A 17,076-nucleotide genomic window follows, 5' to 3' on the forward strand; every position below is an offset into this window, starting at 1 on the left:
CGTCGTGGTCCGATCCGGCTTTTGCAAAGGCATACACCATGGTTAATGTTTTTCGCCGCCGCCAGACCTTCGCCGCCCTGCTGATCGCCGGGCTGCTGGGTTTGTCGATTTCTTCCTTGATGCCAAGCCGCGTACAGGCTGGCGAAGCGGATCCGGCACTGGGCACCGTGACTGACTTGCAGGGCCGCACGGTCAAGGTTCACCTGCCGGTGCGCCGGGTCATTCTGGGTGAAGGTCGCCAGCTGTATCTGGTGGCCGCGCTGGATACGCAGAACCCTATCGAACGCATCGTCGGCTGGCGCAAGGATTTGATCCAGTCCGACCCGGACACCTATAACGCCTACCTGCGCAAATTCCCCGACATCGCGAAAATCCCGACCTTCGGCGGTTTCGAGAGCGGCACCTTCGACATCGAGCAGGCGATCTCGCAGAAGCCTGACGTGATCATCCTCAACATCGAAGCGCAGCACGCAACCGAGGATGCCCGCTACATCGAGAAACTCGATGCCCTGGGCATCCCGGTGGTGTACGTCGACTTTCGCAACAACCCCATGCAGAACACCGAGCCGACCATGCGTCTGTTCGGCAAGTTGTTCGGCAAGGAAGAGCGCGCCGAAGCCTTCATCGATTTTCGTAACCAGCAGATCCACCGAGTCACCGACGTGATCGAGAAATACCATCCTGCCCGTCCCAACGTGTTCATCGAGCGCATCGGTGGCTATACCGATGATTGCTGCCTGAGTTTCGGCAACGAGAACTTTGGTCTGTTCGTCGACATGGCCGGTGGCAATAACATCGCCCGTCGGATCATTCCGAGCACCTTCGGGCAACTTAACCCTGAGCAAGTGATCGTCGCCAATCCCGACCATGTGGTGGTTACCAGCGCCGACTGGGAAGCCTTTGCGCCGCGGGGCCATTGGGTCGGCGTCGGCCCGGGCGCAGACCTGACCGAAGCCCGGCGCAAACTGGCCTGGTACACCCAGCGCCCGGCCTACGCCGGCATCAAGGCGCAGAACACTCAGGCGTTTCATGCGATCTGGCACCAGTTTTACAACAGCCCTTACCAATTCGTGGCCATTCAGCAATTGGCCAAATGGTTCCACCCGGAACTGTTCGCCGATCTTGATCCCGATGCGGAATTTCGCGAAATGCACGAGCGCTTCCTGCCGGTGCCGTATGAACCGGGCTATTTCGTCAGCCTGCAAAAAACCGAGGACAAGCCATGAGTTCGCTGGGCGAAGCACCGATTGTGCAGAGCGTCACCTACCGGCGGCTGGTGCTGCGTAAACGGCTGATTCTGCTAGGGCTGGCCGTGCTGCTGATCTTCAGCGTGTTGCTCGATCTGGCACTGGGCCCGGCCCGTTACAGCCTCAGCGAAGTGCTCGGTGCTTTGATCTCGCCGGAAACCGCATCGGCACAAGTGCGGGTGGTCATGTGGGACATCCGCCTGCCGGTGGCGTTGATGGCGGTCGCTGTCGGCGCGGCGCTTTCGCTCGCCGGGGCGCAGATGCAGACCATCCTCAACAACCCGCTCGCCAGCCCGTTCACCCTCGGTATTTCGGCGGCGGCCGGTTTCGGCGCAGCGCTGGGGCTGGCCTTCGGCGTGGCGCTGTTTCCGCTGGCGGCGCAATACATGGTGCCGCTCAACGCGTTCATCATGGCGATGCTCTCGGCGCTGTTGATTCACTTCATGAGCATGCGTCGTGGCGTGACCGCCGAAACCATCGTGCTGCTCGGCATCGCGCTGGTGTTTACCTTCAATGCGTTATTGGCGCTGGTGCAGTTTTTCGCCACCGAACAAGCCGTGGCAGCCGTGGTGTTCTGGACCATGGGCAGCCTGACCAAGGCCACGTGGCCGAAACTTGGGATGATCTGCGTGGTGATCCTCATCACCCTGCCGATCTTCGCCAAACGTGCGTGGGCGATGACGGCCCTGCGCCTGGGCGACGACAAGGCTGCGAGTTTCGGCATCAACGTGCGCAGCCTGCGCTTTCAGACGCTGATCATGGTCAGTCTGCTCGCGTCGTTTCCGGTGGCGTTCGTTGGCACGATCGGCTTCATCGGGCTGGTTGGGCCGCACATCGCGCGGATGCTGATCGGCGAGGATCAGCGGTTTTTCCTGCCGGCCTCGTTGCTGACCGGTGCGCTGATCCTGTCCGCCAGTTCGGTGGTCAGCAAGACCCTGATCCCGGGAGCGATATTCCCCATCGGTGTGGTCACGTCACTGATCGGCGTGCCGTTCTTCATTTCTCTGATTCTCAACGGTAAGAAAAACTCATGGTGAAGATCCGGCTCGACAACCTCGGCGCCCGCTACGGGCAGCGCGAGATCATTTCCGGCGTCAGTACCGCAACGTTTACCGGCGGCCAGGTCGTGGCCGTCGTCGGCCCCAACGCGGCAGGCAAATCGACACTGTTCAAGCGCATGGCCGGGCTGATCGACGGGCCGGGCGAAGTGATTCTGGAAGGCTCGAAAAAAGGCACTCAAGGCATCAGCTACATGCCCCAGGGCCTGAACGCCAGCGCCCGGCTCACGGTGTACGAATCGGTGCTGCTGGCGCGCAAGCAACTGACGCCCAACTGGGCGGTTCACGATGATGAACTGAAACTGGTGGACGAGATTCTCGAAGCGCTAGGGATCACCGAACTGTCGTTTCGCAACCTCGGTGAACTGAGCGGCGGCCAACAGCAATTGGTGTCAATCGCCCAGACGCTGGTGCGCGAACCGGAAATCCTGCTGATGGACGAACCCACCAGCGCACTCGACATGCACCGACAGGTTCAGGTGTTGAACTTCATGAACGCCCTCGCGCGCCGTCGCGAAGTGATCGTCTTCATCGCCATCCACGACCTGAATCAGGCGCTGCGCTTTGCCGATCAGGTGCTGGTCATCGCGGGTGGCACGGCCCATGGCAGCGGGCCCAGCCATGAAGTCATCACCGAGCCGATGCTGCGCGCGGTCTACAAGGTCGAGGCGCGGATCGAGCAATGCAGTCGCGGGCAGCACCATATTCTGATCGATGACATTGTTTGAGGGTTGCACCGTCAAACCGCAAACGCAGGGATGCCGAGAGCTATTTCGTGACGGGTAGAAATTTCAGGCAGGCGAAACCGGTCTTGATACGCAATTGTTGGATGGGCTGGACACTTTCCTGATCGCCGACCTTTTTCACTACACCGATCCCGCAGTGATACTGGTCGTACTTGAACACCGGAATGATGCCGGGCTTGGTCTCGCTCCAGAAACCGGTCTTTATGGTGTAGACAGCGCCTTCCTGAGGCGTGAAGGAAAAAGGTATCTGGCACTGAGTACCGCCCACTACATCGCGGTAAGTCAGCACCAGTTCTTTACCGACGGCGACTTTGGACTCGATGAAGTCGCCGTTATAGGAAAGCGGCGTAAAGCCGGCATAACAACTTTTTTCGTTGAACGTCATCGCGTCCAGCGTTGTGCCACGATCATATTTAAGGCGAACGGTCGCAGAAGGCTCATCCGGGCGGGGAAACTCGTACTGTTTGCCCATGAACAGTGACGTGCAACCACTGAGCGCAAACGACCCGGCCAACAGTGCACACCAACCAAACTTGTATTTACCGACCATCAACCAGTCCTTGAGACGTTTGAATAGGGAACTGCCTGCCCCTCAGAGCAAACTCCACGACACCCCGACATACATCGCCATGCCCTCACCCGGCGTGGAGCGTGCGGCGTCCAGACCTTTATCGTCATAGCCCGGCGTAACTGTAGCGGCGTAGTGCTTGTCGGTCAGGTTGCGCATGTCCAGCCAGGTCTGCCAGTCGCCTTTCGGTGCGTTGTAACCGAGGGTCGCACCGAAGGTGGCGTAAGGATCGGCGTAATAGCTGTTGGCGTAATCCACTGCGGTTTTCGAGACCAGTTGCGTGTTGACCGCCGCGAAGAAACCCTGCGGGAAGTCGTAGCGCAGTTCGCCCTGGTAGTAATGCATCGGCAGGCCCGGCAAGCGGTTATCACCGAAGCGGTCGTCGTCGCGGTAGTGGAAATCGCTGAAGGTGTAGGCCTGACGCAGGCTCAACTTGCCGCCATCGTTCGCTGACCACAGGTTGCTGAGCAGGCTGGCTTCCACGCCTTGGTGCACGGTCGGGCTGGCGTTGAGTTCGTAAGGCGTGGTGGCGTTGGCGTCCGGCAACACCGAAAGCAATTCGTGGCGCACCTGAGCGTAGTACCACGCCAGACTCCACTCGCCGAACGCGCTGTCGCCACGGCCGCCGAGTTCCAGGGTGGTCGCGGTCTGGTTTTGCAGCTTGACCGGATCGCGCTGGGCGCCGGTGGCGGCGCCGCTGCCGGTCGGGAAGCGTACGTTGGAGCTGTAGATCAGCGACCACGGATGCGGCGCTTCGACCGAGCGGCTCAGGTTGCCGAACAGTTGCAGGTCCGGCGTCACCTGATAGCGCAGGCCCAGACGTGGCGCGTGATCCCAGTCACCGAGGCTGGTCTTGCCGCCACCTTCCGGGTAGGTCACGGCGCTTTCGCGACGGGTGTAGATCGCGGCGAGGCCGGTGGTCAGCCACAGGTCATCGGCGATTTCCAGGTCGTTGCCCACGTGCAGGACAGAATCCGAACCCTGATACGTAAAGTTGCGCATGTGAGTGCCCGGCGCATAGCCGGCGGTGTTGCCGGTAGGAATCCGCACCAGCTCGCTGGCCCCGTCGTTGGGCAGGTGTTTGGTCACTCGCAGGCCCACGGTGCTGTTGCTCTCCATCCCCCAGAGCGTGTCGCGGCGCTTGTAGTCAAACGTGCCGCTGACATCGGTGTACGCCACTTTCAGGCGATTGGGGCCTTCGCGCAGGTCCATCGGGTAATCGTGATAAACCAGACCGGTCTGGATGCTCGAATCGTCGTCGATGTAGTACGTGGTCTTGTTGCCGATGAAGGTGCTGCCGGGTTGGTCGCGGCTGTCGTTACGCGTCACGTACGCCGGGTTGGCTGCGCGCGGATCGTGCTCGATGGAGTGTTTGGTCACCCGGCCGGCGAGGTCGTTGTCGGTCTCGCGGTGACGAATGTAGAAGCGGGTTTCCAGATTCGGATTGAAGCGATAACCGAAGTTGGCGATCACGCCCTGGCTCTTGCTGGCGGTGTGATCCTGATAACCGTCGGAATGCGCGTCGGTCATCGACAGGTAGTAATCGAAGTCACCCAGCACCTGGCCCGAGCTGACTTGCCGCTGAAAATAACCGTGGCTGCCCATGACATAGCGCACATTCAGCAGTGGCGCGTTATAGCCCGTGTGGCTGACGTAATCGACGGCGCCACCGAGGGCCAGCGCACCGCGATCAAAACCGTTGGCGCCGCGCAGCACTTCCACATGATCCAGCCACAGCGGCTCCAGCAGTTCATAAGGCGTGCCGCCGGGGCCGGTCAGCGGCAGACCGTCGAGCATCGTGTACAGCCCCGAGGCGTGAGCGCCGGGAGCGCGGTTGATGCCCGAGCCACGGATCGAGATTTTCGTCCCTTCGTTGCCCGCCGACTGGGCATAGACACCCGGTTGATACGCCAACACATCCTGATTGCTCGCGACCCGGCCCTGCAACGGCTGGCGCATATCGACCACGTTGCTGCCACCCGGCACCTGGGCGAGACGAGCCTTCGCCTCTTCCACCGACGCATCTTCACCGCTCTGATCCTCGGCCCCGATCAGCACTTGCCCCAGTTCCAGCCCCTGGGATTGCGCCTTGACCGGACAGACAAGGGCCAGCCCCAGCAAGGCAGCGGGCAGGGTTTTGAGCGAAGGCATCGGGTGAACTCCAGACAGGCGGGAACGGGCAGTGACAACTGCGACGTATGAAAGAACGAAGGAAACACATGGCGATTTGGTTTTTTGTCAGGTAAACAGGCGGCTGAAATGCCGGGCTGTGATTTGAACAAGGAGATGCAGGGATGGCCGAAGAAGTTCTGAAGTCGAAGATGGTCAACTTTCTGGTGACCGATGCTGAACTGAACTACGACGATGTGGGCGAATTCTACGAGGTCGTGGGGAGCGGCAATGTCGGCATACTGGCCGGGATGCTCGAGGGATTCAGAAATCACTATGGCGGATTGTGGGTGGGCGGCAGAGTCACCGTCACCGAAAACGCCGTTTACTTGAATGCCAATGCCATGAACCGCATGGTTCAGGACGGGACACTGGATGTCGAGATACCAATGCCGGCGATCCGCAAGGTCACCGTCGAAGGCGGTTTCGTGACAAAGATCGTCCGTCTCGACACAGACGCCTACAGTGTCAAATTCCGCTGCTACGGTGCCAAGGACGTTGCCTCACTGATCGCCAGACTGGCCCTTTCGCAGTCGTTGAAACGCGCGCGGTAGTGCTGGTCTGAAGACAACAGCGCCACCGGCCTTTGAGGTGGCGACTGGGTCCCCCGTCAATTCTTGCACTTGGCCAACACCACCTGACAGGTATCGGGCGTTCCGCCCGAACGTCCGGCATAGCGCACGCAGTTATTCATGGATTTTTTTTGCGCGATACCCAGGAAGTCGCTCCCCACGCGAGACCACCCTCCCCTGACGTCGGCACCGCTTTGGCATAGCAGCGATCACCGGTGCTCGCGTAATGAGCCTTGCTCGAACAGGACGCCGTCAGCGTCAGCAGGATCGCGCACAGGCCATACGAGCATCGGCGTACCCAGAATTCGCTCATCTCGTTTCACCTGCAGCAAGTGGGGCTGACCTGTTCAGTCTAGCCGCAATGACTCGCAAGCCGCTCATTGCTCTGTCGCCTGCCGGTACTGACGCGGGGTGAACCCGGTCGATGCCTTGAACTGGCGAGTGAAAGCACTGTGATCGGTGTAGCCGCATTGCAGCGCCACCTCGGTGATCGGCAGCTCGGTGTGCAACAGGCGATGGGCATGTTCCAGCCGCACTTTCTGGATCATCTGCCGGGGTGTCAGATGGAAGACCCGTTTGCAGTAGCGCTCCAGCTGTGCCACCGAAATACCGGCGATCCGGGTCAGTTCGCCCAACGTGACACGCCGATTGAAATGCGCGCGGATGTGTTCGTCGACCGCCGCCAGTCGCTGGAACGCCGGGTGGGTTTCGCTGGCCGATTGCAGATCCACCGAAATCCCCGCGAGGCCGATGATCTCGCCGTCGCGGTTGTACAGCGGACGCTTGTGCGTCAGGCACCAGCCCGGTTCGCGACTGCCGTACAGATGCAACTCCAGCTGATCCTCCAGCACCAATCCCTCTTCCAGCACCCGCCGATCCTGCTCGGTATAACCCGGCCCCAGTTGCGCCGGAAACACCTGCGCACTGGTTTTGCCGAGCAGCGGTTTCAGGTCTTTCAGGCCGCAGCGCTGCACCAGCGTGCGATTGGCCAGGACGTACCGCGCCTGCACATCCTTGATGAAAATCGCCGCGTTCGGAATCACGTCCAGCATCGGCAACAGCGGCGCCACCCCCGCCAGCAGCGCCTCGAGGGTGTAGGGACGATTGTGCGCATCGCCCTGGCTCAGGATCGCAAATGCGTTCTGCATGGTGACGGTTTTCCCCGGTGAGTGGATCGGGCTGAGGCGTTCGCGTGCAGATTGCAGCAACGTTTGCGGCGTGTCGAGCGCCGCTGGCTTTCTTCACAACTGTGCCGAATTCGTCATCCGCAGCTGCGCAAAACATCAATCGCCCGACGCCCGATGAGTTCACTGTTTAGCCGTTCCAGTGACTCACACCTGCCTATCCAATAACTCACAAGAAGGCGATGCCATGTCAGGCCAAGGCAAGTTCAAAAAACAACTTTCATTGATCGACCTCACCTTTATCGGGCTGGGGGCGATCTTCGGTTCCGGCTGGTTGTTCGCGGCCAGTCACGTGTCGGCGATTGCCGGGCCGGCGGGGATTTTTTCCTGGTTGCTGGGCGGGTTCGCCGTGTTGCTGCTGGGCATCGTTTACTGCGAACTGGGCGCGGCATTACCACGCGCTGGCGGTGTGGTGCGCTACCCGGTTTACAGCCACGGGCCGCTGCTCGGTTACCTGATGGGTTTTATTACGCTGATCGCGTTTTCCAGTCTGGTGGCGATCGAGGTGGTCGCTTCGCGCCAATACGCGGCAGCCTGGTTTCCGAGCCTGACCAAGGCCGGCAGCGGTGACCCGACCCTGCTCGGCTGGCTGGTGCAGTTCGGCCTGCTGTGCGTGTTCTTCCTGCTCAACTACCGCAGCGTGAAGACCTTCGCCAAGGCCAACAATCTGGTCAGCGTGTTCAAGTTCATCGTACCGCTGCTGGTGATCGGCGTGCTGTTCACCTTCTTCAAACCGGAAAACTTTCAGGTTCAGGGCTTCGCCCCATTCGGACTCTCGGGTATCGAGATGGCCGTCTCCGCCGGCGGTGTGATCTTCGCCTATCTGGGCCTGACCCCAATCATTTCGGTGGCCAGCGAAGTGAAGAACCCGCAACGCACCATCCCGATTGCGCTGATCCTGTCGGTGCTGCTTTCCACCGCGATCTACGTATTGCTGCAAACGGCCTTCCTCGGCGGCATCCCGACCGAACTGCTCGCCAATGGCTGGGCCGGGGTATCCAAGGAATTCGCCCTGCCGTACCGCGACATCGCCCTGGCACTGGGCGTGGGCTGGCTGGCGTATCTGGTGGTGGCGGACGCGGTGATCTCCCCCAGCGGCTGCGGCAACATCTACATGAACGCCACCCCTCGGGTGATCTACGGCTGGGCGCAGACCGGCACCTTCTTCAAGGTCTTCACTCACATCGACGCGAAGTCCGGCATCCCGCGTCCGGCGTTGTGGCTGACCTTCGCCCTGTCGGTGTTCTGGACTCTGCCGTTCCCATCGTGGGAAGCGCTGATCAACGTGGTGTCCGCCGCGCTGGTGCTGAGCTATGCCGTCGCCCCGGTGACCGTCGCGGCGCTGCGTCGCAATGCGCCCGACATGCCGCGCCCGTTCCGGGTCAAGTGCATGGGCGTGCTGGGGCCGGTGTCGTTCATCATCGCTGCGCTGATCGTTTACTGGTCGGGCTGGAACACCGTGTCCTGGCTGCTCGGCCTGCAAATCCTGATGTTCGTCGTCTACCTGCTCTGCGGCCGCTTCGTGCCGACCGCCCACCTCAGTCTGTCCCGGCAAGTGCGCTCGTCGGCGTGGCTGATCGCCTTCTACGCGGTGACCATCGTCCTGTCGAAACTCGGCACCTTTGGTGGTCTGGGCATCCTCACCCATCCGTTCGACACCCTGGTCGTCGCAGCCTGTGCGATGGGCATCTATTACTGGGGCGCCGCCACCGGCGTACCGGCACACCTGCTGCGTCTGGAATCGGAAGAGGATGAAAGCGAAGTCGCTTCGCCGCCCCCCGCCTCCGCCGCCAATCCTCGCGCTGCCGGCGCTTACTGAAATCACTCAACGGGACCTGTCCATGAAACGAATACACGTCATTGATTCCCACACCGGCGGCGAACCCACGCGTCTGGTGATGAAAGGTTTTCCCGACCTGCCGGGCCGCACCATGGCCGAGAAGCGCGATGCCCTCTGCAACCAGCATGACCAATGGCGCCGCGCCTGCCTGCTGGAACCGCGTGGCAACGATGTGCTGGTGGGCGCGCTGTATTGCGAGCCGGTTTCGCCGGACGCCACCTGCGGGGTGATTTTCTTCAACAACGCCGGTTACCTCGGCATGTGCGGCCACGGCACCATCGGCCTGGTCGCATCGCTGCAGCACCTGGGGCTGATCGCACCGGGGGTGCACAAGATCGACACACCGGTCGGCCCGGTCAGCGCAACGTTGCATGAAGACGGTGCCGTGACGCTCGGCAACGTGCCCGCCTATCGCTCACGCAAACAGGTGGCGGTGGAAGTGCCGGGGTACGGCCGCTTCCTCGGTGACGTCGCCTACGGCGGCAACTGGTTTTTCCTGGTCTCCGAACACGGCCAGACCCTGACGATGGACTACGTCGAAACCCTGACCGACCTCACCTGGAAAATGCTCAAGGCCCTCGAGGACCAAGGGATCCATGGCGAGGACGGCGCGCTCATCGACCACATCGAACTGTTCGCCGATGACGCCGAGGCCGACAGCCGCAACTTCGTGATGTGCCCCGGCAAAGCCTACGACCGCTCCCCTTGCGGCACCGGCACCAGCGCCAAACTCGCTTGCCTGGCCGCCGACGAAAAACTCGCGCCGGGCGAGCGCTGGGTGCAGGCGAGCATCACCGGCAGCCAGTTCGAAGGCCGCTTTGAATGGGAAGGCGATCGCATCCGCCCCTACATCACCGGCCGCGCCCACATGACCGCCGACAGCACGCTGCTGATCGACGAAACCGATCCGTTCGCGTGGGGCATCTGAGCCGCTGCGCTGCACTTCAAACCCCTCTGAATGACCGTTCCAAGGAGAACAATAATGAGCGACAACATCTTCACCGGCTGCATGCCCGCCCTGATGACCCCGTGCACCGCCGCGCGCAAACCGGACTTCGATGCGCTGGTGGCCAAGGGTCGCGAACTGATCGACATCGGCATGAGCGCGGTCGTGTATTGCGGCTCCATGGGCGACTGGCCGCTGCTCACCGAAGCCGAGCGTCAGGAAGGCGTGGCGCGGCTGGTGGCGGCCGGGATTCCGACCATCGTCGGCACCGGCGCGGTCAACACCCGTGAAGCGGTGTCCCACGCTGCCCACGCAGCCAAAGTCGGCGCGCGGGGCTTGATGGTGATTCCTCGGGTGCTGTCCCGTGGCGCTTCGGCGGCGGCGCAAAAAGCCCACTTCGCGGCGATTCTGCAAGCCGCGCCGAACCTGCCGGCGGTGATCTACAACAGCCCTTACTACGGCTTCGCCACCCGCGCCGATCTGTTCTTCGAGCTGCGCCGTGAATACCCGAACCTGATCGGTTTCAAGGAATTCGGCGGTGGCGCCGATCTGCGCTACGCCGCTGAAAACATCACCTCCAAGGACGATGACGTGACCTTGATGGTCGGTGTCGACACCCAGGTCGTGCACGGTTTCGTCAACTGCAACGCCACCGGCGCCATCACCGGCATCGGCAACGCCCTGCCCCGCGAAGTGCTGCAACTGGTGGCCCTGAGCAAGCAGGCCGCCAAGGGTGACGCCAAGGCCCGACGTCAGGCCCGGGAGCTGGAATCGGCGCTGGCGGTGCTGTCGTCCTTCGACGAAGGCACGGATCTGGTGCTGTATTACAAACACCTGATGGTGCTCAACGGCGACAAGGAATACACCCTGCATTTCAACGAAACCGATGCCCTTAGCGACTCACAGCGTCGTTACGCAGAAGCCCAGTACGCGCTGTTCCGTCACTGGTACGAAAACTGGTCGGCGGAACAGAACTTCGCCTGACCTGCCGCTGCGCTCCAGCCCGCCGCCACCCACGGCGGCGGGCCTTATTCGTGACCTGTTTTATTGATAAGGAATGCGCCATGACTCTGACGGGCCAACTGCTGATCGGTCAGCAAACCCTCACCGGCGACCGCGACGTCATCCACGGAATCAACCCCGCTACAAACTCGCCTTTGCAACCGGCCTACGCCGGCGGCTCTGCCGAACATGTCGAGCAGGCCTGCGCACTGGCCTGGGCGGCGCTCGACCATTACCGCGAGACATCGCTCGAGGCACGGGCCGAATTCATTGACACCATTGCGAGCGAAATCGAAGCGCTGGGCGACGAACTGATCGACCGCGCCCTGGCGGAAACCGGCCTGCCGCGCCCGCGCCTGCTGGGTGAACGGGGCCGTACCTGCCAGCAACTGCGCTTGTTTGCCCGCACCGTACGGGCCGGTGAATGGCTGGATGTGCGAGTCGACAGCGCGCAACCGCAGCGCCAGCCAATGCCGCGTTCGGATCTGCGTCAGCGCCAGATCCCACTGGGCCCGGTGGCCGTGTTTGGTGCGAGCAACTTTCCACTGGCGTTCTCGGTGGCGGGCGGCGATACCGCTTCGGCACTGGCCGCTGGCTGCCCGGTGATCGTCAAGGCTCACGGCGCCCATCCCGGCACCAGCGAACTGGTTGGCCGTGCCGTTGCGCGGGCGGTCAAGGCCTGCGGCTTGCCGGAAGGTGTGTTCTCGTTGTTGTACGGCTCCGGCCGTGAAGTCGGCATTGCGCTGGTCAGCGATCCACGGATCAAGGCGGTCGGCTTCACCGGTTCGCGCAGTGGCGGGCTCGCGCTGATCAAAGCGGCCCAAGCCCGGCCCGAGCCGATTCCGGTGTACGCGGAAATGAGTTCGATCAACCCGGTGTTGCTGTTTCCGGCAGCGCTGCAGAATCGCGCCGAGGCGTTGGCCCAAGGGTTTGTGGCTTCGCTGACGTTGGGCGCCGGTCAGTTCTGCACCAATCCCGGCTTGGTGATCGCCCGCAAGGGGCCGGTGTTGGACGCCTTCATTGGCGCCACCACCGAACTGATCCAGCGCAGCCCCGCGCAGACCATGCTGACGCCGGGGATTTTCAATGCCTATGAGTCCAGCGTGAATGCCCTCGCGGAAAATGCCCGGGCGCGTATTGCCGCTGTCGGCCAGCGCGCGACGGAACCGAATCAGGGCCAGGCTCATGTGTTCATCACCGACGCCGCCGACTTCCTCGCCGATCATTCGTTGCAGGCCGAAGCCTTCGGCGCCGCGTCCTTGATCGTGCAATGCGCCAGCGACGCTGAAATCCGTCAGGTGCTCGAACAGCTGGAAGGCCAGTTGACCGCCACGCTGCACTTGGATGACGAGGATCTGCAACAGGCCCGCGCCTTGCTGCCGACCCTGGAGCGCAAGGCCGGACGCCTGCTGGTCAACGGCTGGCCGACCGGCGTTGAAGTCTGCGATGCGATGGTGCATGGCGGGCCGTTCCCGGCGACCTCCGATTCGCGCACCACCTCAGTGGGCACGGCGGCGATCCTGCGTTTTCTGCGCCCGGTCTGCTATCAGGATTTTCCCGACAGCCTGTTGCCCATCGCGCTCAAACACGCCAATCCACTGTCGCTGCGTCGCTTGCTCGATGGCCAAAGGGAAACCGCGAAAAATGCCGAATAACCCGCACGACATCGCCGTGGTCGGCGCCGGTATCATCGGCGTCGCGAGCGCCATGCGCCTGGCCCGTCAGGGTTTGCGGGTGGTGGTGATCGATCCGCAGGAACCGGGCCACGGCGCCTCGTTCGGCAACGCCGGGCATCTGGCGACCGAGCAGGTGTTTCCGATTGCCGACAGCTCGATCCTCAAACGTCTGCCGGCCATGCTCATGGACCCGATGGGGCCGCTGCGCCTGGACTGGAAATACCTGCCCCGCGCCCTGCCCTGGTTTGCGCGGCTGTTGCTGAACCTGCGCTCGGCGCCGTTCCAGCGCACCGTTGCCGGATTGCGGGCACTCAATGAAAGCTCGCTCGACGCCTGGCACCGCTTGCTCAATGACATCCAGCTCCCCGAGCTGTTGAAGATGGAAGGTTCGCTGCTGGTGTTCGAACGACCCGACTCACACCCGGCACTCGAAGCACTGCAGCGACGCATGCAACAGCAACAAGTGCCAGTCGATTGGTGGCAGGCCAGAGCGGTACGCGAGACCGCGCCGCAACTCAGCGAACGGATTCAGGGCGGACTGTTTTTCCCGAACACCGGGCATTTCATCGATCCCTACCGCGTCGTGCGTGAGTTGGTGGAAGCGGCGAAAGCCAGCGGCGTGCAGTTTGTGAAGCAGGCGGTTCAGGGCGGGCAACTGCATGAGCATGGCGTCAGCCTGATGACCGGAACCGGCACCCTGTCCGCTCGCCAGGTACTGATCGCCTGCGGCGCCCACTCGGCAAAACTCACCGCTGCACTGACCGGCAAAAAAGTCCCGCTGGACACCGAGCGCGGCTACCACCTGATGCTGCCTCACGAACACAACCGGCTGCCCTTCCCCGTCACCTCGCTGGAACGCAAATTCATCATGACCCCGATGTCCGAAGGGCTGCGCCTGGCCGGTACCGTCGAATTCGCCGGCCTCGAAGCCCCACCGACCATGGCCCGAGCGTGGCAGTTGCATCGGTTGAGCAAGGGGTTGTTTCGTGATGAATTGAGTGTCGAGGCGGCCACACCGTGGATGGGGTTTCGGCCGTCGCTGCCGGATTCGCTGCCGGTGATCGATCGGGTGTGTGACGGGAAGGTGTTGCTTGCGTTCGGGCATCAGCATCTGGGGCTGACGCAGGCGGCGGTGACGGCGGAGATGGTTGAAGAGATGGTTTCACCATCGGCGCAGGACACGGCTCGTATTCTGCCGGTGCGCGAGCCCTATCGGCTGGATCGCTTTTGAGTGGCCGTCTATCGGGCGCCCTGCTGATATTCACGGGGCGTACACCCGAACTCTCGGCGGAACACCGTGTGCAGGTACTGCGCGGATTTGAAACCGCACGTGCGGGCAACGTCCGCAATCGCCGTGTCGGTTTTTTCCAGCCCGCGGGTGGCCGCCGCCAGTTTGAAACGCAGAATCTCGTCATGCACGCTGCAGCCCCGCGCCGCGCGAAAATGCGACTCCAGCGAGGAACGCGACACGCCGACATAAGCCGCCACTTGCGCGGTCTTGATGCCCTGGCAGGCATATTGGCGGATGAACAGCAGCGCCTGCATCACGTAGGGGTTGCCCAACGGTTGATGCAAGCTCGACACCTGGACGTTGATCGCTTCGGGCGGGATCAGGACATGCACGCCCGTTGACGGTTTGCCGTGGAGCATCTGGTGCAGCAGTTGCGCGGCGGTGCGGCCCATGGTTTCAGTGCCCTGGATCACCGAACTCAGGGGGACCCGGGTCAGGCTGCGGGTCAGCGGGTCGTTGTCGATGCCGATCAGCGCCACCTGCTCCGGCACGGCGATGCCGGCGGTCAGGCAGGCTTGCAGCAACTGCCGGGCGCGGGCGTCACTGACCGCGATGATGCCAATCGGCTTGGGCAGGCTTTGCAGCCAGGCGATCAACTGTTCGACGGCGCTGTCCCACAGTGGTGCGCTGGTGCCCATGCCGCGATAGACCTCGGCGTGCAAGCCGTCCCGTTGCATCAATCGTAGAAAGGCTTTTTCGCGCTCCTGAGCCCAACGATTGGCCTGCGCCTCAGGCAGGCTGAAGCAGGCGAACCGTTGCAGCCCGGCCTCGATCAGGTGCTCGTAAGCCATGGTGATCAGCGCGTTATTGTCGGTCGCAACGTACGGGATACCTTTGGGATAGGCCCGTTCATCCTGATAAGAACCACCCACCGCCACCACCGGCAACTTGATGTCGGCCAGCGCCTCGCCGATCAACGGGTCGTCGAAGTCGGCAATGATGCCGTCGCCCTGCCAGCGCTCGATGCCCTTCAAGCGGCAGAGAAAATCCTCTTCCAGAAACAGATCCCAGGACGCGCGCGTGCTGCTCAGGTAGTTGCCGATGCCGCTGATGATGCCGCGGTCATAGATCTTGCTCCCGTTGAACAACAGGGCGATACGGTGAACAGGCGGTACGGTTTTCATTGTTTTCAGGCTTGTTCCGGGCCCCTTGCCGTAGAGGCGGTCTGCACAGACTAGGCGCGCAGAGGGCGAATCTCAATACGCAAAATCGCACTGCGTGTTGGTGATTTTCGCAATCGGCAGGCACGGGGCCGTTGCTAGTATCGGGACACGCCCCAAGAACAACAACCGAGAACAACAACCAAGAACAACAAGGACATTGCCAATGCCGTACTTCCCCGATGTCGACCGGATTCGCTACGAAGGTCCTGCCAGCGATTCTCCCCTTGCCTTCCGTCACTACGACGCCGACAAAATCATCCTCGGCAAGCCCATGCGCGAACACCTGCGCATGGCCGCCTGTTATTGGCACACCTTTGTCTGGCCGGGCTCCGACGTGTTCGGCGCCGGGACGTTCAAGCGCCCGTGGCAACACGCCGGTGACCCGATGGAACTGGCCATTGGCAAGGCGCAGGCCGCGTTCGAATTTTTCTCCAAGCTGGGTATCGACTACTACTGCTTTCACGACACGGATGTCGCCCCCGAAGGCAATTCGCTGAAGGAGTACCGCAACCACTTCGCCCAAATGGTCGATCACCTGGAACGCCATCAGGAAGAAAGCGGAATCAAGCTGCTGTGGGGCACCGCCAACTGCTTCAGCAATCCGCGCTTTGCCGCCGGCGCCGCCAGCAACCCGGATCCTGAAGTGTTCGCCTGCGCCGCGGCCCAGGTTTTCAGCGCCATGAACGCGACTCAACGACTAAAGGGCTCCAACTATGTGTTGTGGGGCGGTCGCGAAGGCTACGAAACCCTGCTCAATACCGACTTGAAACGCGAGCGCGAACAACTGGGTCGTTTCATGCGCATGGTGGTCGAGCACAAGTACAAGATCGGCTTCAAAGGTGACCTGCTGATCGAGCCCAAACCGCAGGAACCGACCAAGCACCAATACGATTACGACAGTGCCACCGTATTCGGTTTTCTCCAGCAGTTCGGTCTGGAAAAGGAAATCAAGGTCAACATCGAAGCCAACCACGCGACCCTGGCCGGTCATAGTTTCCATCACGAGGTGGCGACGGCCGTCTCGCTGGGGATTTTCGGCAGCATCGACGCCAACCGGGGCGATCCGCAAAACGGTTGGGACACCGATCAATTCCCCAACAGCGTCGAGGAAATGACCCTCGTCACTTATGAAATCCTCAACGCCGGCGGCTTCGGCAATGGCGGGTTCAACTTCGACTCCAAGGTGCGCCGCCAGAGCCTCGACGAAGTCGATCTGTTTCACGGTCACGTCGGGGCCATGGACGTCCTCGCCCTGTCGCTCGAGCGGGCCGCCGCCATGGTCCAGAACGACCAGCTGCAACGGCTCAAGGACCAACGCTATGCCGGCTGGCAGCAGCCCTTCGGCCAGTCGGTGCTGGCGGGTGAGTTCAATCTCCAATCCCTGGCCGAGCACGCCTTCGCCAACGAACTGAACCCGCAGGCCGTCAGCGGTCGGCAGGAAATGCTCGAAAACCTCGTCAACCGGTTTATCTATCGCTGATCGCCAATGAGGACTGCGGACGCTGTGACATTTGCGCGACAAATCTGTAGTCCGTTTCGCCTGCTGATTCTCTACAGTTCCACCAGCCCGATATTCATCGTCAGGCCGTGTCTTTCAAACAAAAATAAAAGGAC

The 17,076-nt window shown here is 61.9% G+C and carries 14 protein-coding genes and 1 pseudogene; 10 read left to right on the plus strand and 5 right to left on the minus strand.

The genetic code is table 11. From position 1 onward, the window contains the following. Window positions 1–38 precede the first annotated feature (38 nt). From BMZ46_RS21685 to BMZ46_RS21695, 3 genes are read left to right on the plus strand one after another with little or no spacing between them, the layout of a single operon-like run. A complete protein-coding gene (locus BMZ46_RS21685; protein WP_074690760.1) occupies window positions 39–1,226 on the plus strand; it encodes an ABC transporter substrate-binding protein in 1,188 nt (395 codons plus the stop codon). Beyond that, window positions 1,223–2,284, plus strand: a complete 1,062-nt coding sequence (locus tag BMZ46_RS21690; RefSeq protein WP_074690759.1) for a FecCD family ABC transporter permease — start codon at window positions 1,223–1,225, stop codon at window positions 2,282–2,284. The genes BMZ46_RS21685 and BMZ46_RS21690 overlap by 4 nt, the downstream gene beginning before the upstream one ends. Further along, on the plus strand, window positions 2,278–3,033 hold the full coding sequence (locus tag BMZ46_RS21695) for an ABC transporter ATP-binding protein (protein ID WP_074690758.1): 756 nt from the start codon (window positions 2,278–2,280) through the stop codon (window positions 3,031–3,033). Before BMZ46_RS21690 ends, BMZ46_RS21695 begins: the two co-directional genes overlap by 7 nt. A gap of 40 nt (window positions 3,034–3,073) precedes the next feature. Here BMZ46_RS21695 and BMZ46_RS21700 read toward each other — a convergent pair whose 3' ends face one another. Then, entirely contained in the window at window positions 3,074–3,601 is a 528-nt protein-coding gene (locus tag BMZ46_RS21700; protein WP_039771126.1) for a hypothetical protein, read from the minus strand. 42 nt (window positions 3,602–3,643) lie between these two features. After that, window positions 3,644–5,770 (minus strand): TonB-dependent receptor family protein, encoded by a 2,127-nt coding sequence (locus BMZ46_RS21705; protein ID WP_074690757.1) that lies wholly within the window; start codon window positions 5,768–5,770, stop codon window positions 3,644–3,646. A gap of 143 nt (window positions 5,771–5,913) precedes the next feature. Between BMZ46_RS21705 and BMZ46_RS21710 the strand changes: the two genes are divergently transcribed. Next, window positions 5,914–6,342, plus strand: coding sequence for a hypothetical protein (locus tag BMZ46_RS21710; RefSeq protein ID WP_074690756.1), 429 nt, complete (start codon window positions 5,914–5,916; stop codon window positions 6,340–6,342). 56 nt (window positions 6,343–6,398) lie between these two features. On the opposite strand, the pseudogene BMZ46_RS29610 reads toward BMZ46_RS21710, so the two are convergent. Together BMZ46_RS29610 and BMZ46_RS21720 are read right to left on the minus strand one after the other, a co-directional pair. Further along, window positions 6,399–6,673: pseudogene (locus BMZ46_RS29610) on the minus strand (hypothetical protein). 64 nt (window positions 6,674–6,737) lie between these two features. Continuing rightward, window positions 6,738–7,508, minus strand: coding sequence for an AraC family transcriptional regulator (locus BMZ46_RS21720; RefSeq protein ID WP_074690755.1), 771 nt, complete (start codon window positions 7,506–7,508; stop codon window positions 6,738–6,740). A 223-nt stretch (window positions 7,509–7,731) separates the two neighbouring features. Between BMZ46_RS21720 and BMZ46_RS21725 the strand changes: the two genes are divergently transcribed. From BMZ46_RS21725 to BMZ46_RS21745, 5 genes are all read left to right on the plus strand, one after another. After that, window positions 7,732–9,363, plus strand: a complete 1,632-nt coding sequence (locus BMZ46_RS21725; protein WP_074690754.1) for an APC family permease — start codon at window positions 7,732–7,734, stop codon at window positions 9,361–9,363. Window positions 9,364–9,385: 22 nt separating this feature from the next. Beyond that, window positions 9,386–10,312 (plus strand): 4-hydroxyproline epimerase, encoded by a 927-nt coding sequence (locus BMZ46_RS21730; protein WP_074690753.1) that lies wholly within the window; start codon window positions 9,386–9,388, stop codon window positions 10,310–10,312. Between the two features lie 54 nt (window positions 10,313–10,366). Next, window positions 10,367–11,314 (plus strand): dihydrodipicolinate synthase family protein, encoded by a 948-nt coding sequence (locus tag BMZ46_RS21735; RefSeq protein WP_039771114.1) that lies wholly within the window; start codon window positions 10,367–10,369, stop codon window positions 11,312–11,314. A gap of 80 nt (window positions 11,315–11,394) precedes the next feature. Next, window positions 11,395–12,987 (plus strand): aldehyde dehydrogenase (NADP(+)), encoded by a 1,593-nt coding sequence (locus BMZ46_RS21740; protein WP_074690752.1) that lies wholly within the window; start codon window positions 11,395–11,397, stop codon window positions 12,985–12,987. Continuing rightward, window positions 12,977–14,239 (plus strand): NAD(P)/FAD-dependent oxidoreductase, encoded by a 1,263-nt coding sequence (locus tag BMZ46_RS21745; RefSeq protein ID WP_074690751.1) that lies wholly within the window; start codon window positions 12,977–12,979, stop codon window positions 14,237–14,239. Before BMZ46_RS21740 ends, BMZ46_RS21745 begins: the two co-directional genes overlap by 11 nt. Before the next feature lie 8 nt (window positions 14,240–14,247). Here BMZ46_RS21745 and BMZ46_RS21750 read toward each other — a convergent pair whose 3' ends face one another. Beyond that, window positions 14,248–15,423: a XylR family transcriptional regulator gene (locus BMZ46_RS21750; protein WP_074690750.1), complete on the minus strand. Its 1,176-nt coding sequence runs from the start codon at window positions 15,421–15,423 to the stop codon at window positions 14,248–14,250. A 202-nt stretch (window positions 15,424–15,625) separates the two neighbouring features. Between BMZ46_RS21750 and xylA the strand changes: the two genes are divergently transcribed. Next, window positions 15,626–16,942, plus strand: a complete 1,317-nt coding sequence (gene xylA / locus BMZ46_RS21755; protein WP_074690749.1) for a xylose isomerase — start codon at window positions 15,626–15,628, stop codon at window positions 16,940–16,942. Window positions 16,943–17,076: the final 134 nt, after the last annotated feature.

Origin of the sequence: Pseudomonas sp. NFIX49 (assembly GCF_900115915.1) — a bacterium.
GTDB lineage: Bacteria > Pseudomonadota > Gammaproteobacteria > Pseudomonadales > Pseudomonadaceae > Aquipseudomonas > Aquipseudomonas pharyngis.